23 protein-coding genes are annotated in these 24,886 nt (G+C 70.3%); 11 read left to right on the top strand and 12 right to left on the bottom strand.

Annotated features, from left to right (window positions below; genetic code table 11):
* Positions 1–64: 64 nt before the first annotated feature.
* The 6 genes from ACQPYK_RS18160 (at position 65) to ACQPYK_RS18135 (ending at position 6,885) form a co-directional block, all read left to right on the top strand.
* The gene (locus ACQPYK_RS18160; protein ID WP_433256671.1) at positions 65–1,021 is read left to right on the top strand and encodes a LysR family transcriptional regulator; all 957 of its coding nucleotides are present in this window, start codon (positions 65–67) and stop codon (positions 1,019–1,021) included.
* A 153-nt stretch (positions 1,022–1,174) separates the two neighbouring features.
* Positions 1,175–2,884: an ABC transporter substrate-binding protein gene (locus ACQPYK_RS18155; protein ID WP_433256669.1), complete on the top strand. Its 1,710-nt coding sequence runs from the start codon at positions 1,175–1,177 to the stop codon at positions 2,882–2,884.
* Positions 2,881–3,834 carry an ABC transporter permease gene (locus ACQPYK_RS18150; protein ID WP_433256667.1) on the top strand — a complete coding sequence of 318 codons (954 nt, stop codon included), beginning with the start codon at positions 2,881–2,883 and terminating at the stop codon, positions 3,832–3,834. The genes ACQPYK_RS18155 and ACQPYK_RS18150 overlap by 4 nt, the downstream gene beginning before the upstream one ends.
* On the top strand, positions 3,831–4,820 hold the full coding sequence (locus ACQPYK_RS18145) for an ABC transporter permease (RefSeq protein ID WP_433256665.1): 990 nt from the start codon (positions 3,831–3,833) through the stop codon (positions 4,818–4,820). Before ACQPYK_RS18150 ends, ACQPYK_RS18145 begins: the two co-directional genes overlap by 4 nt.
* Positions 4,817–5,821 (top strand): ABC transporter ATP-binding protein, encoded by a 1,005-nt coding sequence (locus tag ACQPYK_RS18140; protein WP_433256663.1) that lies wholly within the window; start codon positions 4,817–4,819, stop codon positions 5,819–5,821. Before ACQPYK_RS18145 ends, ACQPYK_RS18140 begins: the two co-directional genes overlap by 4 nt.
* A 167-nt stretch (positions 5,822–5,988) precedes the next feature.
* Entirely contained in the window at positions 5,989–6,885 is an 897-nt protein-coding gene (locus ACQPYK_RS18135) for an ABC transporter ATP-binding protein (RefSeq protein WP_433258831.1), read from the top strand.
* Between the two features lie 139 nt (positions 6,886–7,024).
* Here the strand turns inward: ACQPYK_RS18135 and ACQPYK_RS18130 are convergent, their stop codons facing one another.
* Positions 7,025–7,504: a hypothetical protein gene (locus ACQPYK_RS18130; protein ID WP_433256661.1), complete on the bottom strand. Its 480-nt coding sequence runs from the start codon at positions 7,502–7,504 to the stop codon at positions 7,025–7,027.
* 117 nt (positions 7,505–7,621) lie between these two features.
* On the opposite strand from ACQPYK_RS18130, the gene ACQPYK_RS18125 reads away from it, so the two are divergent.
* From ACQPYK_RS18125 to efeO, 3 genes are all read left to right on the top strand, one after another.
* A complete protein-coding gene (locus tag ACQPYK_RS18125) occupies positions 7,622–7,762 on the top strand; it encodes a hypothetical protein (protein ID WP_433256660.1) in 141 nt (46 codons plus the stop codon).
* A gap of 273 nt (positions 7,763–8,035) precedes the next feature.
* Positions 8,036–8,866: an iron uptake transporter permease EfeU gene (gene efeU, locus ACQPYK_RS18120; RefSeq protein ID WP_433256658.1), complete on the top strand. Its 831-nt coding sequence runs from the start codon at positions 8,036–8,038 to the stop codon at positions 8,864–8,866.
* Positions 8,867–8,878: 12 nt separating this feature from the next.
* Positions 8,879–10,015, top strand: a complete 1,137-nt coding sequence (efeO, locus tag ACQPYK_RS18115) for an iron uptake system protein EfeO (RefSeq protein ID WP_433256656.1) — start codon at positions 8,879–8,881, stop codon at positions 10,013–10,015.
* 121 nt (positions 10,016–10,136) lie between these two features.
* Here the strand turns inward: efeO and ACQPYK_RS18110 are convergent, their stop codons facing one another.
* From ACQPYK_RS18110 to ACQPYK_RS18075, 8 genes are all read right to left on the bottom strand, one after another.
* Positions 10,137–10,967 (bottom strand): sugar phosphate isomerase/epimerase family protein, encoded by an 831-nt coding sequence (locus tag ACQPYK_RS18110; protein ID WP_433256654.1) that lies wholly within the window; start codon positions 10,965–10,967, stop codon positions 10,137–10,139.
* Positions 10,964–11,887 carry a hypothetical protein gene (locus ACQPYK_RS18105; RefSeq protein ID WP_433256652.1) on the bottom strand — a complete coding sequence of 308 codons (924 nt, stop codon included), beginning with the start codon at positions 11,885–11,887 and terminating at the stop codon, positions 10,964–10,966. The genes ACQPYK_RS18110 and ACQPYK_RS18105 overlap by 4 nt, the downstream gene beginning before the upstream one ends.
* Before the next feature lies 1 nt (position 11,888).
* Positions 11,889–13,991 carry a right-handed parallel beta-helix repeat-containing protein gene (locus tag ACQPYK_RS18100; RefSeq protein WP_433256651.1) on the bottom strand — a complete coding sequence of 701 codons (2,103 nt, stop codon included), beginning with the start codon at positions 13,989–13,991 and terminating at the stop codon, positions 11,889–11,891.
* A gap of 36 nt (positions 13,992–14,027) precedes the next feature.
* On the bottom strand, positions 14,028–15,038 hold the full coding sequence (locus ACQPYK_RS18095; protein WP_433256649.1) for a hydroxyacid dehydrogenase: 1,011 nt from the start codon (positions 15,036–15,038) through the stop codon (positions 14,028–14,030).
* Positions 15,039–15,058: 20 nt separating this feature from the next.
* Positions 15,059–15,901 (bottom strand): carbohydrate ABC transporter permease, encoded by an 843-nt coding sequence (locus ACQPYK_RS18090; RefSeq protein WP_433256647.1) that lies wholly within the window; start codon positions 15,899–15,901, stop codon positions 15,059–15,061.
* Positions 15,898–16,863: a carbohydrate ABC transporter permease gene (locus tag ACQPYK_RS18085; protein WP_433256645.1), complete on the bottom strand. Its 966-nt coding sequence runs from the start codon at positions 16,861–16,863 to the stop codon at positions 15,898–15,900. Before ACQPYK_RS18085 ends, ACQPYK_RS18090 begins: the two co-directional genes overlap by 4 nt.
* A 284-nt stretch (positions 16,864–17,147) precedes the next feature.
* Positions 17,148–18,470 carry an ABC transporter substrate-binding protein gene (locus ACQPYK_RS18080; RefSeq protein WP_433256643.1) on the bottom strand — a complete coding sequence of 441 codons (1,323 nt, stop codon included), beginning with the start codon at positions 18,468–18,470 and terminating at the stop codon, positions 17,148–17,150.
* Between the two features lie 143 nt (positions 18,471–18,613).
* Positions 18,614–19,789 carry a substrate-binding domain-containing protein gene (locus tag ACQPYK_RS18075; protein ID WP_433256641.1) on the bottom strand — a complete coding sequence of 392 codons (1,176 nt, stop codon included), beginning with the start codon at positions 19,787–19,789 and terminating at the stop codon, positions 18,614–18,616.
* 168 nt (positions 19,790–19,957) lie between these two features.
* Between ACQPYK_RS18075 and ACQPYK_RS18070 the strand changes: the two genes are divergently transcribed.
* Positions 19,958–21,781: a DUF2264 domain-containing protein gene (locus ACQPYK_RS18070; RefSeq protein ID WP_433256639.1), complete on the top strand. Its 1,824-nt coding sequence runs from the start codon at positions 19,958–19,960 to the stop codon at positions 21,779–21,781.
* 51 nt (positions 21,782–21,832) lie between these two features.
* Positions 21,833–22,168 (top strand): DUF402 domain-containing protein, encoded by a 336-nt coding sequence (locus ACQPYK_RS18065; protein WP_433256637.1) that lies wholly within the window; start codon positions 21,833–21,835, stop codon positions 22,166–22,168.
* A gap of 5 nt (positions 22,169–22,173) precedes the next feature.
* Here ACQPYK_RS18065 and ACQPYK_RS18060 read toward each other — a convergent pair whose 3' ends face one another.
* From ACQPYK_RS18060 to ACQPYK_RS18050, 3 genes are all read right to left on the bottom strand, one after another.
* Complete coding sequence (locus tag ACQPYK_RS18060; RefSeq protein ID WP_433256635.1) at positions 22,174–22,629, bottom strand: MarR family winged helix-turn-helix transcriptional regulator; 456 nt, start codon at positions 22,627–22,629, stop codon at positions 22,174–22,176.
* A gap of 45 nt (positions 22,630–22,674) precedes the next feature.
* The gene (locus tag ACQPYK_RS18055; RefSeq protein ID WP_433256633.1) at positions 22,675–23,898 is read right to left on the bottom strand and encodes a CynX/NimT family MFS transporter; all 1,224 of its coding nucleotides are present in this window, start codon (positions 23,896–23,898) and stop codon (positions 22,675–22,677) included.
* Positions 23,899–23,966: 68 nt separating this feature from the next.
* Positions 23,967–24,884 (bottom strand): alpha/beta fold hydrolase, encoded by a 918-nt coding sequence (locus ACQPYK_RS18050; protein ID WP_433256631.1) that lies wholly within the window; start codon positions 24,882–24,884, stop codon positions 23,967–23,969.
* Between the last annotated feature and the right edge of the window lie 2 nt (positions 24,885–24,886).

Here is a 24,886-nt window from a genome sequence, read left to right as displayed (position 1 = left end):
CTTTCGTCGCAGTTTCATGACCGAACGGGGTTCTTTGTCATAACGCGGCACATAATTCTTGGCTATGGATCTAGATATCAGGCATCTCCGCATGATCTGTGCGATAGCGGAGACCGGCAGTGTCACACGTGCCGCCGCCCGGCTGGGCCTGTCCCAACCGGCCATGACCAACCAGCTGCACCGGGTCGAGGAGCTCGTCGGCGGAGCGCTGTTCGTGCGCAGCCACTCCGGAGTGCAGCCGACCCCACTGGGACGGCAGATCATCGCCCGCGCCCGTATCGTCCTGATGGAGGTCGACGCGCTCTTCGGTGACCTGCGCGGATCCTCCGGGCCGACCGGGGTCGTCCGGCTGGGGTGCGTGCATCTGGCCTGCGTCGCGAGCATCGTCGACCGGGTCGGCGACATGCTGCCCGGATGCGAGATCTCGCTGCGCATCGAGCCCTCGGCGGCACTGCTGGGCGAGGCGCTCGCGCACGGCCACCTCGACGCGGCGCTGCTGGGCGTCATCGAGGGGTTCGACATCACGCTGACGGCGCCGGTCGTCAGCCGCACCCTGATCCCCCGGTATCCGATATTCATCGCCCTGTCGGCGAACCACCGGCTGTCCGGGCACGAGGAGATCCATCTCGCCGACCTGAAGGACGAGCACTGGATCAGCCCGCCGGGCGCCGACGACGGCTCGCTCGCCGCGTTGCGCGCCTCCTGCCGCGCGGCCGGGTTCGAGCCCAACGTGCGCTACGACGCCCCGAGCGGCGCGGGACGGCCGCTGGTGGCGGCGGGCCACGGGGTGCGCCTGGTCGATCCCTCCTGGCCCGCACCGTCCGGCACGGTCGTCCGCCCGCTCGCCGGGCAACCCCAGACCGCCCGGCTGGTGGTGGCCTGGCGTCGGGATCGGCTGAGCAACGAACAGGCGGCGGCGGTCTATCGCGGCCTGGCCATCGCCTATTCCGACCACGTGGGCGACAACCCGATCTTCAAGCGCTGGTGGGACACCCACCCCGAGGTGCATCCGCTGCTATGACCGTTCGAGCGATGAATTCAAGCGATACCGACCCCCGATCCGGGAGGACGGAACACACGGCCACGGATTGGTAACGCTCTATTGTCAATACAATTTCACATTACTATGTTACGTGACACTCACGCTCTTCCCCCCAGCGACGCGGAGTGACACATGTTCATAAAGACCACGGCGGGCCCCTGCCTTCTCGCGATCGCGGTGCTGTTGGGCACCGCGGCCTGCAGCGGCGGCGGCAAGGCGCCCGCCGCACAGCGGTCCGGGGAGGCCTCGCAGCCCTCCGCCGGCGAGGCCGCCCGGGGTGGCACGCTCACGATCCTGTCCAACCAGGATTTCTCCCACCTCGACCCGACCCGCAACTGGACGATGCCGGAGATGGACTTCGGCCTGCGCTACCTCTACCGCTCCCTGGTCACCTACCGGGCCGAACCGGGCGCGGCCGGCCTGCAGGTCGTTCCTGACCTGGCCACCACCGTCGGTGAGATGTCCGACGGCGGCAAGACATGGACCTTCACCCTCAAGGAGGGCCTGAAGTACGAGGACGGCTCCCCCGTCGTGGCCGCCGACGTCAGATACAACGTCGAGCGGTCCTTCGCCCCCGAACTGCCGGGCGGTCCCAACTACGCCCGCCTGGTCCTGGCCGGCGCCGAGAAGTACCGGGGCCCCTACCGGGACGGCTCGCTGAAGTCGATCGAGACACCCGATGACAGGACGATCGTCTTCCGGCTCAAGCGCCCCGTCGCCGAGTTCCCCTACTACGCCACCCTGCCGACCTTCGCCCCGGTGCCCAAGGCCAAGGACACCAAGGCCCAGTACGACAACCACGTCTTCTCGTCGGGACCGTACAAGATCGACACTTATGACCGGGGCAAGCAGCTCGTGCTCAGCCGCAACGAGCACTGGGACCCGGCCACCGACCCGACCCGCAAGGCGCTGCCGGACAAGATCGTCGTCAAGCAGGGCCTGCGGCAGAGCGTGATCGTGGACCGGCTCATCGCCGACCAGGGCGACGACCGGACCGCGGTCACCTACGCCGACGTCAACGGTGAGAGCTTCGCCAAGATCCTCACCAACCCCAAGGTCAAGGCACGCTTCCACAACGAGATCCGGGGCTGCACCGACACCCTGGCCATGAACACCACCATGGCGCCGTTCGACAAACCGGCGTTCCGCCTGGCCCTGCAGTACGCGATCGACAAGGAGGCCTACCAGACCACCCAGGGCGGCCCGGCCGCCGGCGAGATCGCCACCGCCTACCTGCCGCCGTCGCTGTCCGGCGGTGTCCCGCAGGACACCCTGAAGATCCCGCCGGCCGGCGACGTGGCGAAGGCCAAGGCGCTGATCGCCGAGTCCGGCGTACCGATGCCGGTGAGGATCAAGATGTACGCCTCCACCGGCGACAAGGTGGCCGCCACCGCCATCCAGGAGTCGCTCAAGCGGGTCGGCGTCGAAACCGAGATCAACACCTTCGACCCGTCGGTCTTCTACGACACGATCGGCGACACCGCGAAGTTCGACGGGATGGCCCTGTACGGCTGGTGCCAGGACTACCCGTCCGGATCCTCCTTCATCCCGATGATGTTCGACGGCCGGACCATCACCGACAAGGGCAACAGCGGCAACATATCGCTGTTCAGGGACCAGGAGACCATGGACCGGATCGACGCGATCCAGGCCATGACCGAGCTGAAGGCCGCCGACCGCGCCTGGGTCGACCTGGACGCCGCGATCATGCAGAAGGCCCCGATGATCCCCCTGGTCTGGGCCCGCAAACCGCTGCTCGCCGGCTCCGGCGTGGGCGGCGCCTTCGGCCACCCGATCTGGTCCGGCCAGTTCGACTACGCCACGCTCGGGATCAGGAAGTGACCGCCGCCGTACGGGAGGGGACCGCGGTGAGGCCCGCGGCCCCGCCCGGCCGCGGGCGCTCTCCGGGGCGGATCGCCTGGGAGCGGCTTCGCCGCGACCCGGCCGCGCTCGCCGGTCTCGCCGTCGTGACGCTGTTCGTCGTCACGGCGCTGGCCGCCCCGCTGCTGACCCGGCTCAACGGCTGGGAGCCCGAGACCTTCGACAAGAGCGCGATCGACCAGGCGCTCGGCGGGATCCCCCTGGGTGACTTCGGCGGGATCGGCGCCGAGCACTGGCTCGGGGTCGAACCGGGCAACGGCCGTGACGTCTTCAGCCGCATCGTGTACGGCGCGCGGGTGTCGCTGCTGATCGCGGTGGCCTCCACGGCCGTCACCGTGCTCGCCGGCACCGTGGTGGGCCTGGTCGCCGGGTACTTCGGCGGCAGGGTGGACACGGTGCTCAGCCGGATCATGGACCTGGTGATGTCCTTCCCCAGCCTGATCTTCATGCTGGCGCTGCTGTCCGTCGCGCCGGAGGCCAACCGCCTGCTGCTGCTCGTGCTGATCATGAGCGTGTTCGGCTGGCCGTACGTCGGGCGCATCGTGCGCGGGCAGACGATGAGCGTCAAACACCGTGAGTTCGTGGAGGCCGCCCGCGTCAACGGGGCGATGGGGCCGCACATCCTGCTGAAGGAGATCCTGCCCAACCTCACCGCGCCCATCATCGTCTACGCGACGCTGGCGATCCCGGCCAACATCGGCACCGAGGCCGCGCTGTCCTTCCTCGGCGTCGGCGTGCGGCCCCCCACCCCGTCATGGGGTCAGATGATCGACAACGGGCTGCTCTGGTACCAGGTCGTGCCGACCTACTTCATCGTCCCGGGCGCCTGCCTGTTCCTGACCGTCCTGGCCTTCACCCTGCTCGGGGACGCGCTGCGCGACGCACTCGACCCGAAGGGAAGCGGCCGATGACCCTCTACGTGCTGCGGCGGATCGCCGCGGTGGCGGGCGTGCTGCTGGTCATCTGCGCGGTGACCTTCGCCATCTTCTACGTGCTCCCCTCGGATCCGGCCGCCCACGCCTGCGGCAAGACCTGCACCCCGGAGCAGGTGACGCTGGTGCGCGCGCAGATGGGCCTGGACCGGCCGGTGCACGAGCAGTTCGGCGCCTACGTGGCCGGCATCTTCACCGGCCGCACGCTGGGCACCGGCCCGGCCGCGTTGACGTGCTCGGTCCCCTGCTTCGGCTACTCCTACCAGAACGCTCTGCCCGTCTGGGACCTGCTGACCGACCGCCTGCCGGTGAGCGTCTCGCTGGCCCTCGGCTCAGCCGTGCTCTGGCTCGTCGGCGGCCTGGCCGTCGGGCTGGTCGCGGCACTGCGCCGGGGGACCGTGCTCGACCGCTCGCTCATGGCCGCCACGCTCGCCTCCGCCTCGGTGCCGGTCTACTTCACCGCGATGATGCTGCTGCTGATCCTGGTCCAGCAGCTCGAATGGCTGCCCTATCCCGACTACCGGCCGATCACCGAGGACCCGGCCGCCTGGGCGGGCAACCTGCTGCTGCCCTGGATGACGCTCGCCAGCCTGTACGCCGCCATGTACGCCCGGCTCACCCGGGCTTCGATGATCGAGACGATGGCGGAGCCGTACATCAGGACGGCACGGGCCAAGGGCCTGCACGAACGGACCGTCGTCACCAAGCACGGCCTGCGCTCGGCGCTCACCCCCATCGTGACGATCTTCGGCATGGACCTGGGCGGCCTCCTCGCGGGGGCCGTCATCACCGAGCACGTCTTCGGCCTGCCGGGTGTCGGGCAGCTCACCTATGACGCGATCTTCAAGGCCGACCAGCCCGTCGTTCTCGGCGTCACCCTGCTGGCCGCGTTCTTCATCACCCTGGCCAACCTCGGCGTGGACCTCGTCTACGCGGTGATCGATCCCCGTGTGAGGTACGCGTGATCCTGCGAGTGAGAGACCTGCGGGTCGGTTTTCCCGCCGGGACCGCGGTGAACGGGATCGACTTCGACCTGGACCGGGGCCGCACGCTCGGCGTCGTCGGCGAGTCCGGTTCCGGCAAGTCGGTGTCGTCACTGGCGATCATGGGCCTGCACCGCGAGGCGGCCGTCTCCGGCTCGATCGTCTTCGACGGCGAGGAACTGGTGGGCGCGCCGGCCTCCCGCCTGCGCGAGTTACGCGGCCGCCGGATGGCGATGATCTTCCAGGATCCGCTGTCATCACTGCATCCCTTCTACACCGTCGGCGAGCAGATCGCCGAGGCCTACCGGCTGCATCTGCGCGCCTCACGCCGGGTGGCGCGCGAGCGCGCGGTGGAGATGCTGGCCGAGGTGGGCATCCCCGAACCGAGACGGCGCGCGGGTGAGTACCCCCATCACTTCTCCGGCGGCATGCGGCAGCGCGTGATGATCGCGATGGCTCTGTCCTGCGAGCCGGACCTGCTCATCGCCGACGAGCCGACCACCGCCCTGGACGTGACCGTGCAGGCGCAGATCCTGGAGCTGATCAGGAAGATCCAGCAGGACCGCGGCGTGGCGGTCCTGATGATCACGCATGATCTCGGCGTCGTCGCGCGGGTCGCCGACGAGGTCCTGGTGATGTACGGCGGCCGCACCGCCGAACACGCCCCCGTGAGGGAGATCTTCAAGGCCCCTCGTCACCCCTACACGCAGGGGCTGCTCGCCTCCGTCCCCCGCCTGACCGCCGAAGACGGGACGGAGGGGGGACGGCTGCGGGCCATCCCCGGCAATCCGCCGTCACTGCTCGCGCCGCCGCCCGGTTGCCGGTTCCACCCCCGCTGCGCCCGCTACGCCGCCACCCCCGACGACGCCTGCGTCACCGAGGCCCCGCAGCCCCGTCTCACCGGTCCCGGCGGCGGCGACCCGGTGGGAGCGGGTCACCGGACGGCATGCCACCTCGTCGAGACCTCCGGAGACCCGCGATGACCGAGTCACTCCTCACCGGGCCGAACAGCGAGCCGGGCGCCGGATCGGACACCGGCCCGGACACCGGATCGAACACGGCGTCGGAGACAGTTTCGGACACGGCGTCGGAGAGCACGGCGGACACCGGGCCCCGGACCACGCCGCTGCTGTCCGTACGGGACCTGCGGATGACCTTCGGGAGGCGGAACGGGGTGAGGGCCGTGGACGGCGTCACCTTCGACGTGTGGCCGGGAGAGACTCTCGGCCTGGTCGGGGAGTCGGGCTGTGGCAAGTCCACCACCGGCCGGATGATCGTCCGGCTGCTGGAACCCACCGGCGGCACCGTCGTCTTCGACGGCCACGACATCACCCGGCTCGGCCCGCGCGACATGCGCCCGTTCCGTCGTGACATTCAGATGATCTTCCAGGATCCGTTCGCGTCGCTGAACCCCCGCCAGACCGTCGAGCGGATCGTCGCCGGCCCGCTGCGGCTGCTGGACCGGCGCGGCGTGATCGAGCTCCTGGAGATGGTCGGCCTGGGCGCCGAGCACGCCGACCGCTACCCGCACGAGTTCTCCGGTGGCCAGGCCCAGCGCATCGGCATCGCCCGGGCGCTGGCGTCACGGCCCAGGCTGATCATCTGCGACGAGCCGGTGTCGGCGCTGGACGTGTCGATCCAGGCGCAGATCGTCAACCTGCTCGCCGACCTCCAGCGGGAGCTGGGCCTGGCCTACCTGTTCATCGCCCACGACCTGTCGGTGGTGCGGCACGTATGCGACCGGGTCGCGGTGATGTATCTCGGCCGCGTCGTGGAGGTCGGCTCCCGCGAGAGCGTCTACACCACCCCGGCCCACCCCTACACCCGCGCCCTGTTGTCGGCCGTACCGGTCCCCGACCCGGAGGTGGAGCTCACCCGCGAGCGGATCGTCCTGCCGGGCGACCCGCCCAGCCCGGCCGACCCGCCCCCGGGCTGCTCCTTCAACCCCCGCTGTGCTGCGGCGCGGGACGTCTGCCGGACCGAGGCCCCCCTGCTCGAGATCCACGGCTCCGGGGAAAGGATGGTGGCCTGTCACTTCCCCGGCTGATGGATCCCCGGGCCGACGGCGAGTCCCCCGCCGGCGGATCTCCGGGCCGACGGCGAGTCCCCGGCCGGCGGCGAGCCGCCCGTCGCCCGCCGTCAGCCCGGCACCCGCGCCTCGCCACCCCGCGAGAGCGCGCTCCCGATCAGTAGGCGACCGGCACGTCGACGGACACGGACGTCGGACCGGGCAGAGGGGTGCCGCCGCCGCCGGGGCCCACGGGGCCGGGCGTGATCGTCACCTTGGCGCGGACCGTGGACCCGGAGGCCACGGTCGCGGTGACGCCCTCGACGGTGAAGAAGTTGTTCCAGATGCTCAGTGCCCGGCTCCCGGAGCCGAGGAAGGCACCGCCGACGATCTCACCGGAGACCTGCGCGCCGACGTTTCGGGGGGTCCCCGGGGGCTCGGAGATACCGAGGGCGCCGACGATCCCGTAGACCCGCACCAGGTCACCGGTGACGTCCACGCACGCCTTGACGTTCAGGCCCTGGATCGGGCCCGTGGTGCTGCACGTGGTCGTCGTCGTGACGGTCCCTGCCGACGCGGGCGCGGCCACGGCGAGCCCGCCTGCCATGGCCACCCCCGCCGCCAGAAGGGCGACACCACGATTGGCGATCTTGTTCATCGAGTTCCTCCATTGAAGTCACGGATGAGGTCACGGATGGCCGGCTTCGTCGCCGGGTGCCCGTGATTAATAATATGCCACATGTAACATTGCACCGTAATGATCAATAGGAGAACTGTGGCGAAACCCACAGGGAACGCTCCGGAACGCCACGACCAACGTCTCCGGCTCTCCGCCCGGTTCGGCATGACGAAGGCGTGGCGCGGCCCGCGGGCGCTCAACGCGCTCCTCACCGAGACCGGAAGCGTCTTCGCCTGATCTCCGCGGGCGGTCACGGCGCCGGCCCCCGGCCCTGACCACCCCGGCGGCGCGGTGTCACGCCGCCCGGAACCGGTGTCACGCCGCCCACGATCACAGTGTCGCGCCGCCCGCGATCACAGCGTCACGCCGCCCGGAACCACAGTGTCGCGCCGCCCGCGATCACAGCGTCACTCCAGCGACCCCCTGGACGAAACCGGGTCTTGCGCAGAGTAAGGTTTCCCTGCCCTAATTTAGGTAAGCCTTCCCAATTCCCAAGTCTCTGGAGTGACGGTGTTCGCCAGCTACCTCATCGGCCTGCGCGAAGGTCTGGAGGCCACGCTCGTGGTCTCCGTGCTCGTCGCGTTCCTGGTCAAGAGCGACCGCAGGGACCGTCTCCCGCTGGTGTGGGCGGGGGTGATCGCCGCCACCGCGCTCTCCATCGGGTTCGGCGCACTGCTCACCTTCACCGCCGCTCACCTCGGGCACCAGCAGCAGGAGCTGTTCGACGCGATCACCTCGCTGCTGGCCACCGTCTTCGTCACCTGGATGATCTTCTGGATGCGGCGGGCCGCCCGCTCGCTCTCCGGCGAGCTGCGCGCCAAGCTCAGCGACGCACTCCAGCTCGGCCCGGTCGCCGTGGTCGTCATGGCGTTCCTGGCGGTGGCGCGCGAGGGACTGGAGACCGCGCTGCTGTTCTTCGCCTCCGTTCAGGGCGCCACCATGAGCGCGAACCCGCTGGTCGGGATCAGCCTGGGCATCCTCACCTCGATCGTGATCGGCTGGGGCCTCTACAAGAGCGCACTCAAGATCAACCTCACCAAGTTCTTCACCTGGACCGGACTGCTGCTCATCCTGGTCGCCGCCGGCATCTTCAAGTACGGCGTGCACGACCTTCAGGAGGCCAACATCCTGCCCGGCCTGTCCAACCAGGCGTTCGACATCACCGCGATCATGCCGGCCGACTCCTGGTGGGGCGCGCTGTTCTCCGGGATGTTCAACATCACCCCGCAGCCGACCGTCCTGGAGACCGTCGCCTGGGTCGCCTACGCGGTGCCCACGCTCGTCCTTTTCCTGCGGCCGCCGTCCAAGCGTTCCGCGCCCGCCGTTCCCACCACCGCCTGAAACGAGAGAGCCATGCGTACCCCCTTCGTCCTCGCCGCCGCCGGACTGGCCCTGGCCGCACTGTCCGCCTGCTCGAGCGAGCCTCAGGCGGGAGGCCCGAGCCCTGCGCAGGCCAAGGACGGCAAGATCACCGTCGCGGCGACCGACACCGAGTGCAAGGTCGCGGCCAGCGAGATCAGCTCCGGCACCTCCACCTTCGCGATCACCAACGGCGGTTCCAAGGTGACCGAGTTCTACGTCTACGCGCCGGGTGACCGGGTCATGGGCGAGGTGGAGAACATCGTGCCCGGCCTGACCCGTGAGGTCATCGTCGAGCTGCCGCCCGGCAGCTACGAGGCCACCTGCAAGCCGGGCATGGTGGGCAAGGGCATCCGCAACGCGCTGAAGGTGAGCGGAGCGCACCAGCCGCTGTCGGCCGACGCCAAGCTGGCCGAGGCCACCGCCGGCTACAAGCGCTACATCAAGTCGCAGAGCGACACGCTCCTGGCCAAGACCGAGGAGTTCACCGAGGCGGTCAAGGCGGGCGACATCGACAAGGCCAAGGGCCTCTACCCGGTCGCGCGCACCTACTGGGAGCGGATCGAGCCGGTCGCGGAGATCTTCGGAGACCTCGACCCGGCGATCGACGCCCGCGAGGCCGACCTCGAGAACGGTCAGGAGTGGACCGGCTTCCACCGGATCGAGAAGGATCTGTGGATCAAGAAGGACGTCGCCAAGGACGGCCCCATCGCCGACAGGCTGATGACCGACGTCAAGACCATCGTGCAGAAGGCCAACGAGGCCCAGCTCTCCCCCCTCCAGCTGGCCAACGGTGCCAAGGAGCTGCTCGACGAGGTCGCCACCGGGAAGATCACCGGCGAGGAGGACATCTGGTCGCACACCGACCTGTGGGACTTCGACGCCAACCTGCAGGGATCGAAGGCGGCCGTTCAGGCGCTGCGACCCGTCCTGGAGGAGCGGGCGCCCGACCTGGTCAAGACGCTCGACGAGAAGTTCGCCGGCGCTGAGGCGGCGCTGGGCGCCCACCAGAAGGGCGACGGCTGGGAGCTGCACGACAAGCTGTCCAAGGAGGAGCTGAAGGCGCTGTCCGACGCGATCAACGCGCTGGCCGAGCCGATCAGCAGGATCGCCTCGGTCGTCGCGAAGTAGACCGTCGTCGCGAGAAAACCGTCGCCGGGCCGGCCGCCGCGAGGAGCGCCGGCCCGGGATGGAACCGGTCCGTCAAAACCGGATGGTCTCCTGATACCCATGACCGGAGTAAAGGCAAAAATCAGGAGAAACGGCGCACCCAGGCCGCCGCCCCGGGGATCACCTTCTCCACCGGATCGACCTGGGGGTACCAGGTCCGTTCCCACTCCAGCGACGCCCAGCCCTCGTATCCGCGCTCGCGCAGCAGCGCCCCCGCCTCCTCCAGCGGGACCCCGCCCTTCCCCATCGGCACCGGGGTGAGGTCAGGTCCGGCGTCCTTGATCTGGACGTAGGCGAGACGGTCACCGAGGGCCGCGAGCGTGCTCGCCGGGCTCTCGCCGTGCCGCCAGGGATGGAGCAGGTCCCAGATCACCCCGGTGGTCTCCGGCTCGTCCGCCGCGTCGAGCAGTCGCGCCACGGCCGCGCCGGTGGGCATCGCGTCATGCGTCTCCACCAGTACCCGCACCCCGGACCGCCCGGCCTCCCGCGCGACCGCCCTCAGCCGCCGCGCCCCGATCGCCGGATCCTCTCCCCGGGGGAACACCCGCACCCCGGGCGCCCCGAGGTCGGCGGCGAGAAGCAGCTCGGCCGTCAGCGCCTCGATCACCGGACCGTCGTCCCCCGGTTCGCAGATCCCTACATACCCCGCAAGAGCGGATATCTCCAGCCCCGCCGCGCTCACCGCCGCCCGGACCCGGGGCCGGTCGGCGGGCGGGTCTTCCCGCTGCGCCACCGCCTGCGCGGGCGCCGGCGATGCCGTACGGCGGGCGCCCGCTCCCGGCAGCCCGACATGGACTCCGGTGTCGGGGTGCAGGCGCAGCTCCAGTCCGTCGCATCCGTGCGCCACCGCGACCCGGATCGCCTCGGGCAGTCCCGCACCGGGCAGGCCCAGCGTGCTCAAGGACAGTTTCATGCCGGACTCCGTCTGTTGTCTCGAAGGGCTGTCCCGAGTGCGGCGGCGACCCTGCCGTCCAGGGCCCGAGCGTACTCCTCGGCCACCAGCGAACGACGGACGTCGTCGCGGGCGTCGGCGAAGGAGGGCGCGCCGGGTCGCGACAGCCTCCCGTAGTGGGCCCGGAGCCGGCTCTCGGACAGATCCAGCTTTCCGGCGAGCCGCTCGCTCAGCGCGTAGTCGAGCTCGGCCGCGCTCACCTGGGCGTAGGTGTACTCGTCGTAGCGGGGCACGCCCGGCAGCGGCCGTCCGGCCCGCCGGGCCGCCTCCCGCCGCCCGTTCTCCAGCGCCAGCGCCCGCTGGAAGGCCGCCTCGCTCACCTCCTCGACCAGCCCGGCCTCCCGGGCCCAGATCCTTCGCACCTTGTCCCGTACGGCAGCCGCCAGCGCCCGTTCCCGGAGCCGGTCCCGGGCCGTGACCCCGGCCAGCGGCCGATCCCAGAATCCGGATCCGGCCGCGACGCCCCCACCGGTGAACTCCGCGATCACTTCGGGTCGCACCACGTCGGCGGATCGGAGGACCTCCGCCCCGACCACCGGTTCGCCCGCCGCCTCCGTCACCGTGTCCCGCGGCGCGAGGCCGAGGACCTGGGCCGGGGTGGCGGACGCCGGGAGCCCGGCGGGCTCCGGTTCCCGGGATGTCCCCAGGCGGACCGGCAGGACCACCCCGGCCACCAGCAGGCAGCCGATCACCGCGGCCCACACCCGCGGCCGCGCGAAGACGCCGGCGACCCGTCCGCCCGTGACGCCGCGGCCGATGACCCGTCCGCCCGTGATGCCACGGCCGACGATCCGTCCGCGGGTGATCCGTCCGCCGGCGACCCGTCCGCCAGTGATCACGCGGCCGGCGGGAGACGGGGTGGCCGAGGTGGGTTCCCGCATGTCAGGAGGCGATCTTCATATCGAAGACGTGGAGGCCCGCGTCGGCGAGGGGGCTGCCGGCGGGCAGGGTGACGGAGGCGACGATCTTGGCGGGATCCAGCGGGACGGCGTGGGCGAACACCGATACTCCGGACTCCCGGGTCTGTCCGGTGGCGGGGTTGCGATAGTTGGTCTGGGTGATGTTGTGATACGCCGACCGGGCGACCACGACGGCGCCCTCGGGAGCCGTCGCGTCCCAGAAGTCACCGAAGCGGATGGTCCTGTCCTCCACCGTCCCGTCGGTGTAGGTCACCTTGAGGACACCTGAACGGACCTTGAAGACGCCGGTGCCGAGCAGGACGAGCCTGCTTCCCCGGCCGGAGAGCTCGATGGTCTGGCCGGCCGCCTTGACGTTGTCCAGCGTGCCGTACGCCCCGGGGTGCCAGGTGAAGTCCGCGCCGAAGGCGGTCACGGTAGCGCCCGGGCGGAGTCCGGCCGCCTCCAGTCCCTGGCCGGAGTAGCTGCGGCCGGAGGTGGACAGGCCGCCGACGTCGGGGTTGCGGTCGGAGCTGACGCCCACGTTGTTGTAGGCGGCCTTGACCGACGCGTGGACCACGGGGCCGACCGCGGGTCCGGAGTAGGCGCCGCGGGAGACGGTCGCACCGATCGGGTTGCCGAAGTAGTCGCGCCCGCCCACGCCCTCCACGAGGGCTCCGGTACCGAGCGCCGGAGAGCCGGTCACCAGCTTGTACCCGGCGGCGTCGCCCTGGCCCGTGGCGGTGCCGGGCGCGGCCAGACCGGGATCGGCGGTGATCGCGGTGGCGTCGCCGGCGGGCGCCGTGATGCCGCCGTAGTAGACGTTGGAGTCATAGGTGACGTTCTGGCCGGTGGGCAGCGTCCCCTGGGCCGCGTGGAAGATGTTGTTGACGATCTTCGTGTTCGCCGACGGGCCGTTGGGCACCGCGACGTTCAGCTTCTCGCTCGCGCAGAAGAAGGTGTTGTTGTGGATCCACAGCGGGCTGCCGTTGTCTCCGGACGCGTTGCCGGCGATGCGGCAGTCGTCCTGGGCGATGTTGAACCGCAGGATCGCCGTCGCCCTGTAGTTCGGGAACTCGGTGCAGCTCTGGCAGCCCAGGTAGAAGCCGCCCGCGTTGGCGTGGGAGAAGTTGTACTGGTAGACGCAGCTGCCCTTGATCCCGCCGTCGCAGTCCCAGGCCGTGGAGTCGAAGATGGTCGGCCGCTGCCGGGTCACCTCGTTGTACTGGAAGACCGGGTCGACGGAATTGATCGGCCACATTCCGGCGAAGTTGCCGTCGACGTAGGGATACTTGCCGCCGCCCCCGTCGTCGAACAGGTTGTGCTCGACCAGCGGGCGGGCGGCGGCGTGCACGACGATGCCGTCGCCGCCGACGCTGCGGATGGTGTTGCCGGCGATGTGAACGTTCCTGTGGTAGTCCGTGCCCTTGCGGCTGATCTTGATTCCACCGCCGCCGGTGTCGTGGACGTAGTTGCCGGTGATGGTGATGCCGTCGATGTAGCCGACCTTGCCCTCGGGCAGGGCCTGAACGCTGATGCCGGCCGAGTAGGCGAACCAGCCGGAGTTGGCGCCGGTCTTGTCGCCCCAGCCGGCGACGTCGGAGATCTCCAGGTCGCGCAGGACCAGCCCGGCCTTGGGTTCGGGCGTCGTGGAGTTGTACTGGATGCCGGTCCGTTTGGCCGTGGTGGCCGCAGGATTGGTGACGTGCAGTTTCTCGACGGTGATGTGGCTGTTGTCGACGAGGTGGACGGCCCACTCTCCGCCGTCGCCCTGGATGATCGGTCTGGGGCCCTCGCCGTAGGAGGTGAAGGTGATCGGCCGGCCGGGGGCGCCGGAGCCCACCGGCTCCAGGCGGCCGGCGCAGACGGTCCCGGCTCTGAACTTGACCTTGTCCTTCGCCCGCAGCCGGAGGGCGTTGACCTCCGCGAGGCTCGTCAGCGGCCCCGCGGCGTCGCGCCCCGAGCCGCCGGGCGTCGCCGTACAGTCCACGAAGAAGACGCGGGCGGCCTGCGCCTGCGCCGGCGTCGCGAGTGCGCCGGCGCAGGCCAGAGCCACGGCGGCGATCGCGGTGGGACGGAATAACCGCATTCAACTGCTCCTTCTCGGTGGGGGGGGACCAGAGGGTCAGGCGGAGCGGACGAGCCCCTCCGGGGCGACGCCGTAGCGGAACGGCAGGCTGTGGGCGTAACGCTCCAGCTCGTCGAGTGCCACGTCGGCCATGCGGCGCAGCTCACCGCCGAGCGAGCCCGCGATGTGCGGGGTGAGCAGCACGTTGGGCAGGTCGTACAGGGGCGAGGAGGCGGGCGGCACCTCGGGTTCGGTCACGTCGATGACCGCGTGCAGCCGCCCGGACAGCAGCTCGCCGGTCAGGGCCTCCTGGTCGACCAGCGCGCCCCGGGCGGTGTTGATCAGCGTGGCCCCGTCGCGCATCAGCGCGAGGCGGCGGCCGTCGATCATGTGGTGCGTCGAGGGCAGGGCCGGGGCGTGCAGGCTCACCACGTCGCTGCCGGCGACCAGCTCGTCCAGCTCGGCGAGCCGGACACCCAGCCGGGCCGCCTCGGCGGCGTCCAGATAGGGGTCGCTGACCAGGACGTCGAGGTCGAACGGCCGGAGCAGTTCGATCACCCGGCGGCCGATCGTGGAGGCGCCCACGATCCCGACCGTGCGGCGGTAGTTGCCGAAGCCGGGGAAGCGCCGGTCCCAGTCGAGTGCGGCGCGATGCCGCCGGTAGAGCTGGGCGATCTCCAGCACGCGCTTGCCCGCGAACAGGATCGCGGCGAGGGTGAACTCCGCGACGGGCAGCGCGTTGGCGATCGCCGCCGAGGAGACGCTCAGGCCGCGTTCCCAGCAGGCGTCGGTGATGTGGTGTTTGACCGAGCCGGCCGCGTGCACGACGGCCCGCAGCCGCGGCGCGGCGGCGAGCACCTCGGCGGTCAGGGGCGGGCAGCCCCAGCAGGTGTAGAGGACCTCGGCCTCGGCGAGCGCGGCGCGGACCGCGGGCTCGGCGAAGTCGGCGGCCACGAGCGACGGGTCCGCCTCGGCCAGCGTGGCCAGGCGGCGCCGTACCGGATCCTCCAGGAGGCGGTCGGCGACGTCGTGTGACATCGCGACGACCACCCGCGGGCGACGAGACATCGATTCCCCCGATGTGATGATCACTTGATGCTGCCCGCCGTCATGCCCGCCCGCCAGAAGCGCTGCAGGAAGACGAACACCACGAGCAGCGGGACCACCGACAGCAGTGAGCCGGTGATCACCAGGGTGTGGAACTCGGGGAACGCGGTCCCCTGGTTGTTCCACGAGAACAGGCCCAGGCTGAGCGGGAACAGGTTGTGGTCGGAGAGCATCACCAGCGGCAGGAAGAAGTTGTTCCACACCGCGGTGAACTGGAACAGGAAGATCGTCACGAAGGCGGGCTTCAGCATGGGCAGCGCCACCGAGACGAACGTCCGCAGGTCGCCCGCGCCGTCGGAGCGGGCCGCCTCCAGCACCTCGCCGGGCACGTAGCCGGACGACAGCACGCGGGCGAGATAGACGCCGAACGGGTTGACCAGGACCGGGATGAACACCGCCCAGAAGGTGTTGACCACGCCCACCTTGGAGGCCAGCAGGTACAGGGGCAGAGCCGTGGCGGTGCTGGGGACCAGGACGCCGAGCAGGACGACGCCGAACAGCTTCTCCTTGCCGCGGAAGCCGTACTTGTCGAAGCAGTAACCCGCCATGACGCTGATGAGCGTGCCGATCAGGGCTCCGCCGCCGGCGTAGAGGACGCTGTTGAGATACCAGCGGAAGAAGATCCCACCGCCCTCCTCGGCGACCGCGGAGAGGTTCGCGCCGAAGTCGAAGCCGGCGAAGGCGAACCCGGGGCTGGAGTAGAGGTCGTGCAGCGACTTGGTGGAGGCGAACAGCAACCAGGTGAGAGGCAGCAGCGTGTAGACCGCGGCGACGGCCAGCAGGGCGTTGACCACGCCCCGGGAGAGGAAGGCGGGCCTGCTCACTTGCCGCTCCTCGCGCCGAACCGGGTGACGGCGAACGACAGGCCCGCGGCGAGCGCGGCGAGCAGCAGCGAGGCGGCGGCCGCCTGGCCGTAGTCGTTCTTGGAGAACGCCTCGGTGTAGGCGAACATGTTGGGCGTCCAGCCGCTGACCACTCCCGCGCTGGCGTCGGCCAGGATCATCGGCTCGGTGAACAGCTGGAGCGATCCGATGATCGTGAACAGCATCGTCATCACCACCGCGCCCCGGATCATCGGAAGCTTGACGCGCAGCGCCGTGCGGACCGGTCCTGCGCCGTCGACCGTGGAGGCCTCGATCACCTCGCGCGGGATGGCCTGCAGCGCCGCGAAATAAATGATCATGTTGTAGCCGATCCACTCCCACACCGCGATGTTGACGACGGAACCGAGGACCTTGCCGGAGGACAGGAAGTCCCAGTGGATCCCGCCGGACTCCAGCGCGGCGACGATCGGGCTGACGCCGGGCAGGTACAGGTACATCCAGACGAGCGCGGCGATGATGCCCGGCACGACGTGCGGCAGGAAGAGCACGAGCTGGAAGAACCGCTTGGCGTAGACGAGGCCGGAGTCCAGCAGCAGGGCCAGCAGCAGGGCGCCGCCGATCATCAGTGGGATGTACAGCGCGCAGTATCCGGCGATGACGCCGAAGCCGTCGAGGAAGGCCGGGTCGGCGAGGGTGTCGAGGTAGTTGCCCAGCCCGGCGAAGACGGTCTCCGATCCGCCGAACCCGAGCCCGGAGGACTTCTGGCTGAACAGGCTGAGCCAGACCGCGTAGCCCAGCGGCGCGATCATCACCGCCGCGAACAGCACGAAGAACGGCGCCAGGAACAGCGCGATCGCACCGCGCCGCCGCCGCGTCCGGCGTTTCAGGGACTCCGGGCCGGTACGGCTGTCGCCCGGCGGACCGGCCGCCGACCGGTCGAGGGTCGTCGTGAGGGAGGACATCGTGCCCCTTCCCCCCTTTCTGTGGCCTTCCCGAAAGGTCGGCCTCATCGTGAGATCCCGGTGAGTGCGGGATTTGATCCAGATGAGTGCGGGAGCCGCCCGCCGCGGCGGCTCCCGGCCGGCCCGGTCCTCGGCCGGTCCGGTCCGGTTCTGGACGGTCCGGTCCCTGACCGGTCCTGCTCGCGGCGGGGCCGGTTCGAGATCGGTCCGGTTCTGGACGGTCCAGTCCCTGACCGGTCCGGTTCTGGACGGTCCGGCCGGGGCCGCTCGATCCGCGGGCCGGTTCAGCCGGCCACGTTCAGACCGCGGCCCTTGATCTCGGTGACCGTCGCGTTCTGCGTCTCGTCGAGGGCCTGGGGCAGCGTGGTGCCGCCGCTGGGCACCTTGCCCATCTGGTCCTTCATCGAGGTGAACACCTGGGTCATGGTCGGGCCCCAGGTCCAGCCGGGCTGGATCGTCTTGTAGGACTCCGCGAACAACGCGTAGATGTCCTGGCCGTCGTAGTAGGAGGTGTCGAAGCTCTTGGCCGCCACCGGCACCAGGTCCGGGGCCGCGGGGAAGCCGCTGGAGGTGCCGGAGGCCAGGCGCGAGGTCCAGGCGGCATCGGAGGTGGTCAGCCACTTGATGACCTCGGCCGCCGCCTTGAGCTTCTTGGTGCCCTTGCCGGCCACGAAGCTGGTGCCGCCCAGCATGCCGCTGGCGGGGGTGCCCCAGTTCGGCACGGGGGCGACGGCCCACTTTCCGGACTGGGTGGCGTGGTTGCCCTTCATGACGCCCGCGCCCCAGGAGGCGCCGACGTAACCGGCGGTCTCACCGCTCTCCAGCGAGGCGTTCCACTCCTGGCTGAAGGCGGCGTGGGAGTGGACCAGGCCGTCCTTGACCAGGCCCTGCCAGTAGTCGGCGACCTTCTTGGTGGCCGCGTCGTTGACGGCGACCTTCCAGGCGTCGCCCTCGGCGCCGAACCACCTGGCGCCCGCCTGCCAGGCGAGCGCGGCCAGGACCGGGCCGTCGTCGGGGAAGAACGTCGCGATGCGGGCCTTCTTGTCGGCCTTCTTGACCTTCTCGGCGGCGGCGCGGAACTCGTCCCAGGTCTCGGGGACCTCGACGCCCCACTTGTCGAACAGGTCCTTGCGGTAGTAGAAGACCTGCGGGGCGGCGTCCATCGGCAGGGCCCAGGTCTTGCCTCCGAGCTCGACCATGCTCAGCACGTTGGCCGGATATTTGGCCTTGACGTCGGCGACCTCGACGGAGAGATCCTCCACCGCGCCCTGGTTGACGAAATCGGGAAGCTGGGCGTATTCGATCGACATGACGTCGGGGGCGTTGGCCGCCTTGACGGCGTTGGAGAACTTGGCGTAGCCACCGGCCGCGCCCGAAGGGATCTCCTCGAACTTGATCTTGATGTCGGTGTGGCTCTTGTTGAACTCGTCCACGACCTCCTTGGTGCCCTTGGCCCAGCCCCAGAAGGTCACTTCGGTGGCGGCCCGCGCGGCGTCGCCGGAGGCCGCCCTGTCCGCCTCGCCACCGCTTCCGCAGGCGGTCAGCAGCGTGACCGAGGCCAGCAGCCCGGCAAGTCCGGCCGTGGCCCGAGACGTCTTACGCTCCATCGAATCGCTCCTCATGTCCATTCGATCGATAGGACATCATTCGCTCAAGAACGAACAGATGGCTAGAGGAAACGTTCAAATGATCAGTAACGAAATGGCAGCGTAACGATTCGACACGGACAAATCACCCAATAGGCACGAAATCATACGACAGAGCCGCAGGAGTCGCGCAGGCGAAGCTGGGGAAGCAGGTCCAGATGGTGATGCGGACGGTCCTCGCCCTCGGTGATCCGGCCCACGAGGAACTCCACGGCGGCCTGGCCGACCGCGTGCTTGGGCGGCGCGACCGCGGTCAGCGGAGTGTCGGCGAGCGCGGCGACCTCGTCGTCATAGGCGACCACGGAGACGTCGCCGGGCAGCTTGAACCCGCTCGACCTGAGCTTCTGCACCAGCACCAGCGCGTCCTGGTCGTTGTGGACGACGACCGCCGTGGCGCCGCCCTCCCGGATCGTCGCGATCGCCGGATCCAAGGAGGCGCCGAAGGTCTCCGGGTCGTGCTCGAACGCGAGCGTCTCGATCATCGGCGGTCCGTTCAGGCCGAGCGAGCGCAGCGCCGCCTCGTAGCCGGCCCGCACACGCGGGGTGGTGGGGCTGTCTCCCCTGGCCACGAAGAGGATGTCCCGGTGGCCGAGGGCCGCGAGATGGCGGACGGCCAGATGCCCGCCGTAGGCGTGGTCGGTGGCCACGTGGTCCAGGTGCTCCAGGCCGCTGCCGAGCGCGGCCCGGCGCTCCACCAGCACGGCCGGAAGGTCCAGGTCCGCCAGCCAGGCCAGGTTCTGTCCGGGGGCGTCCAATGCCCGGCACGGAGTGACCAGCAGTCCGTCCACTCCCCCGACCAGCAGCTGCTCCACCTGGGCGCGCTCCTCGGCCGGCTCGTAGCGGGAGATGCCGAGCACCAGCCTGGCCCCCAGCCGGGCGGCCGCCGCCCTGGCCCCGCGGATCACCTCGGGGTAGTAATAGGTCGCCGAGGGGACCAGCATGCCCAGGGTGAGCGACTCTCCGGACCGGGTCGCCGAGAGGGGCGAGCCCGCCGGGACGGCCGCCCCCGCGGCCGCCGGGCCGCCCGCTCCGGCCGGCGTGACGCCGGCTCCCTGCCCGCCGGCTCCCGCCGAGGCCGCGCCGAGGGCCGCGGCGGGGCTCCGAGGTGGGGCGACGCCGCCGTGCACCCGTGTGACCAGGCCCTGCTCCTCCAGATCGGCCACGTCTCGCCGTACGGTGACCGGCGAGACGCCGAGCCGGTCGGCCAGCTCGGCCAGTCGGACCAGTCCCCGCGTCCGGACCTCGCGCAGGATGAGGTCGTGCCGCTCCGTGGCCAGCATGGGGCGTCTCCTTCGTACCGATGGGATCCAGGGTCCAGCCTAACGGCCGGCGTTCGTTTCTGCACGATTACGATCGTTCGATCATTCCGGTGTTGACCGGGGGTGGATGAGCGCCCTAGCGTCACTGCCGCACAGCATCCCGTTCTCCGGAGGTTTCCGCTGATGATCATGCCGCTTCCCCCGGAGGACCGCGTGCTCAGCCCGTACACCGGATGGACTCGCGCCCATTGGGAGGCCGCCGCCGACGGTCTCCTCGCCGGAGTCGGGCCATACTTCTCCCCGGCGAAGGCACAGATCAGGCTCCCCGGCCGGGCCAGCTGGTCGGACTGCGACGGCCTGGAGGGCTTCGCCCGCACGTTCCTGCTCGCGGCCTTCCGGGTGGCGGGCGGCGGCGACCCCGCCCTGCTGACACCGTACGGCGAGGGCATGGCGGCCGGCGCCGACCCCGATCACGCGGAGGCCTGGCGACCGATCACCGACCGGACCCAGCCCATGGTCGAGGCGGCCTCGATCGCCATCGGGCTCCAGCTCACCAGGGAGCACCTGTGGGACCGGCTCTCCCCGGCCGTGCGGGACGCGGTGGCCGGATGGCTCGGCGGAGCGCTGCGGCACGAGCCGGTGGACAACAACTGGTGGCTGTTCCCCGTCGCGGTAGGCGATTTCCTGCGGTCGGACGGCCGGGACGAGGCCGCGGCCCACGCGGCCGTCGAGCGTGGCCTGGGCAGGATCGAGGACTGGTATCTCGGCGACGGCTGGTACTCCGACGGCGACGCCCGCAACCTCGACCACTACAACGGCTGGGCCATGCACCTCTACCCGGCCCTGCACGTCTGGCTGACCGGCGCCCCGGCCGAGCCGTACGGCTCCCGGCTGCGGGAGTTCCTGTCCGGCTACGGCGGCGCGTTCGACGTCAACGGCTCCCCCGTCTACCAGGGCCGGTCCGTCATCTACCGGTTCGCCACCGCCGCCCCCCTCTGGCTGGGCGCGATGCTCGGTGTCTCGCCCCTGTCCCCCGGGGCCACCCGCCGCCTGGCCAGCGGAGCCCTGCGCCACTTCCTCGACAACGACGCGCTCACCGACGGCCTGCTCTCCCTCGGCTGGCACGGCCCGCACGAGCCCTCCCTGCAGGACTACTCGGGCTCCGCCTCGCCGTACTGGGCGTCGAAGGGGTTCGTCGGCCTGCTGCTGCCCGCCGACCACCCGGTCTGGACGGCGGTGGAGGAGCCCGGCCCGGGTGACGGCTCGACCGGTCTGCCCGGCCCCGGCCTGCTGGTCCACCGGCACGGCGGGATCGTCCGGCTGGTCAACCACGGCACCGACCACCAGCCCCTCGACGGCGACGCGCTGCCCGACGACCCGCTCTATGCCCGCTTCGCCTACTCCACCCGAACCGGCCCCGGCCTCGACGTGCCGGACAACCACGTCGGCCTCGTCCTCGACGGCACGATCACCGCCCGAGGCCGCCTCACGCCCCTGGGCGCCGGACCGGACTGGGCCGCCTCCTCCCACCGTCCCGCTCCCGGCGCCCTGATCGAGTCGCTGAGCGTCACCCGGGGTCCGGTCGAGGTCCGGGTCCACCGTGTCACCGCCCCGGCCGGAACGCTCATCCGCCAGACCGGCTGGGCCGTGGTCCCCGGTGACGGCCTGACCAGCGACCTGTTCGGCATCGCCGGGTTCGCCGCCGCCGAGCCTCTCGTCTCTGTGGCCGGCACCGTTTTCGGCTCCCCCGCCCGCGTCCCCGCCCTGAAGGCCGTGACCTCCGGCGAGACCACCGTCCTGGCGTGCGCGGCGATCCTCAGCCCGTCCTCGACAGGCGACGAGGCCGTCCCCACCCTGGACGTCCATGGCGACCACGCCACTCTGGCCTGGCCCGACGGCGCCGTCCATCACATCGTCCTGTCCCCCGCCCCGGCCGTCGCCTCTCCCCGGGACACCGCCGGGGGCGGCACGGCCACCGGCCGCGCCGACGCGGAACGGCCACCGAACGCATGATCCTGAAGGCCGTCCCGGGACAGCCTTCGAGATTCGGGCGAGGATGGCGCCATGAACCGTCTCTCCCGCTGGTATGTGAACTTCCAGCGTCCCTACCGGCGCACTCCCCGCGGGATCGACACCTTCGACCTCCTGCTCGACCTGGTCGTGACCCCCGACCTGTCCTCCTACACGTGGAAGGACGAGGACGAATACCTGCACGGCAGGCGACTGGGAGTCGTCACCGACGCCGAACACCGCCGGGTGCAGCAGGCGCGCGACGAGGCGCTGGCGATGGTAGAGGAACGGCGCGGTCCGTTCGCCGCGCCCTGGCCCGACTGGCGAACCGACCCCTCATGGCCGGCCCCGGTCCTCCCCGACGACGCCTTGGCCGCCTGGCCGATGTGAGGCGTCTACAGGCACGAGCCGGGGACGGGCAGGTCGGCCATGCGTCCTTCGACGATCCGCTGGAGCAGGGCGCGGAACTGTGCCCGTTCGGCCGGTGTGAGATCGGTGAGGAGATCGTCTTCGACCTCGGTGACGGTTTGGCTGGAGCGGGTCAGAGCCTCGCGTCCGGCGTCGGTCATGGTGACGATGCGGGCGCGGCGGTCACCGGGGTCGGGTTGCCTTTCGATCAGTTTCTTTCGTTCGAGCTGATCGAGGACGGGGGTGAGCGTGCTCTTGTCGAGGCCGGCCTTGTGAGCGATGGTGAGCTGGGTGGGTGCGCCCTCCGCGATGGCGTTGAGGGCGACCTGCTCGCGCACGCTCAGATCCTGCTCCGCCAGGCGTTGTTCCTGGGTCTGTTTTGAGACGTGGGAGGCGACCGACAGCAGCAGGATGAGGTGCTCGCGTAGCGGGCGGACCACCATGGCCGCTCTCCTTTCCGACAATAGCTGAGCTCAGATGTTCTCATCCTAGACCATCTCGGTTACGGAATTCGTGAGGGCAGGGTCGCGCTGGATCCGGCGGTCACGTGCGGAGGCCAGGCCGGCGAGCAGTTGCGGGACGAGCAGGACGAGGAGAACCGCGACGGTCGATGTCCAGGAGCCGGTGATCTCGTGCAGGATGCCCATGGTCAGGGGGCCGAGGCCGGCGATGAGATATCCGAACGACTGCGCCATGGTCGACAGGGCGATGGCGTCCTCGCTCGTGCTGGTGCGCAAAGCGATCAAGGTGAGAGCGAGCGGGAAGAGCGCCCCCATGCCCAGACCGGTCAGCGCGGCCCACAGATAGGGCGCCGAGGTCGGCGCGATCAGCAGCCCGGCGAGACCGCCGGCGGTCAGGGCGATCAGTCCCGCCACCCATCGGCGTTGATCGCGGCTACGGCTGGCGAGCGCGGGCAGTACGAGGGTCACGGGGGTGGCCACGATGGTGGCGACCGAGAGCAGGGCACCGGCAGTGGAGGCGCTGATGCCGTGGGCGGTGTAGATGGACGGCAGCCAGGCCAGGATGGTGTGGTAGGTCAGCGACAGCAGTCCCATGAAAAGGGTGAACTTCCATGCCAGTCCGTTGCGCAGGAGGGCTGTCACGCCGCCCCGGGGCCGTGTTCCACGGGTCGATCGGCGGATCTGCGGCAACCACACCATCAGCGCGAGGATCGCGGGAACTGCCCAGATCCCGATCGAGCCGCGCCAGCCTTGCCCGAGGGCGTCGCCAAGAGGGACGGTCGTCCCGGCGGCGATGGCGGCGGCCGCTGACAGCGAGGCGGTGTAAAGACCGCTCATCAGGCCGATCCGGTCCGGGAAATCACGCTTGACCAGTGCGGGGAGCAGCACGTTGGCGACCGCGATACCACCGCCGAGGATGGTCGTTCCGATGAACAGTGTCGCTTGCGAGGGCCCTAGCCGCAGCAACGTCCCGGCGACGAGGGCCACCAGCGAGACGAACAAGGCACGCTCGATGCCGAAGCGGCGGGTCAGCAGGGGAGCCAGCGGGGCACCCAGCCCGAAGACCACCACGGGCAGGGCGTTGAGGACGCCGGCGCCGGTCGTCGACAGGCCCAGTCCCGCGTGGAGCTGGTCCAGCACCGTCGCCACGCTGGCGATGGTGGGGCGCAAGTTCGCGGCGATCAGCACGATCCCGGCGCCCAGCAGGATCATCGAGCCCGGCCGCCGGCTCGTCCGGTTAGATTGAGACATCGACGCACTCCTCATGTCAGGTCATGTCGGGCCCGCCCCGCACGGCGATGAGGGGCGGGCTTGCCGGTTCAGGCGAAGAACTCGGTGAGGAGTCGGACGACGGTCTCGGGCTGTTCCTCGGGGAGGTAATGGCCGCTGTTCCTCACCTCCACCACCCGCACGTCGGTTCCCTTGCTCGGCAGCACGGCGGCCAGGTAGGCGTGGTTGCTGTGGTCTCCCCCGAGTGCGAGGACCGGCACGCTCAGGAGTTCGTGGCCCTTCTCGTCCTCGATGTCCTGCATGAACGTCTGGTACCAGGCGTTGCCGGCGCGGATCGCGTCCGGGGACGAATAGGCCCGCGCGTATATGTCGCGGTCGCCTTCGCCGATGGACTCGCGGTCCAGGAGCAGGTAGTCGAAGAGCGCGTCGATCCATTCCCGCTCGCGGCCGGCCAGCAACTTCTCCGGAAGGCCGCGGACCTGGTTCAGGGCGAACCACCACAGGTAGGTGCGGGAGCCGGCCTTGAAGTCACCGTTGACATGCTGGTCGGGCTGCGGGAGCAGGGTCAGCCCGTACATGGTCTCGTCCGGGTGGTGGACGTCCAGCAGCACGAGCTTCTTGACGACCTCCGGATGATTCGCAGCCAGCGACTGGGCCACCATGGCGCCGATGTCGTGCCCGGCGATGTTCACCTTCTCGTGGCCGAGAGACCGCACCAGTTCATAGAGGTCACGGGCCATGGTCTTCTTGTCGTATCCGGTTTCCGGCTTGGCCGAGCCGCCCATGCCGCGCAGGTCGACGGCGATCACCCGGTAGTGGCGCGCTAGCGCCGGCATGATCTTGTGAAACTGCCACCAGGTCTGCGGCCATCCGCCCAGCAGCACCAGCGGATCACCCTGCCCGCCCTCGACGTAGTGCAGGCGAACCCCGTTGACCTCGGCGAGACGGCTGGAGAAGCCCCCCTCCAGAGAGAGGGCCAAGGTGGCGTCGGAGAGCACTTCGGTCACGG

The sequence above is a fragment of the Streptosporangium sp. CA-135522 genome, assembly GCF_050949235.1.
Lineage (GTDB): Bacteria > Actinomycetota > Actinomycetes > Streptosporangiales > Streptosporangiaceae > Streptosporangium.
The sequence above is the reverse complement of the archived record's forward strand: the minus strand, read 5'-3'. Positions and strand labels throughout refer to the sequence as shown.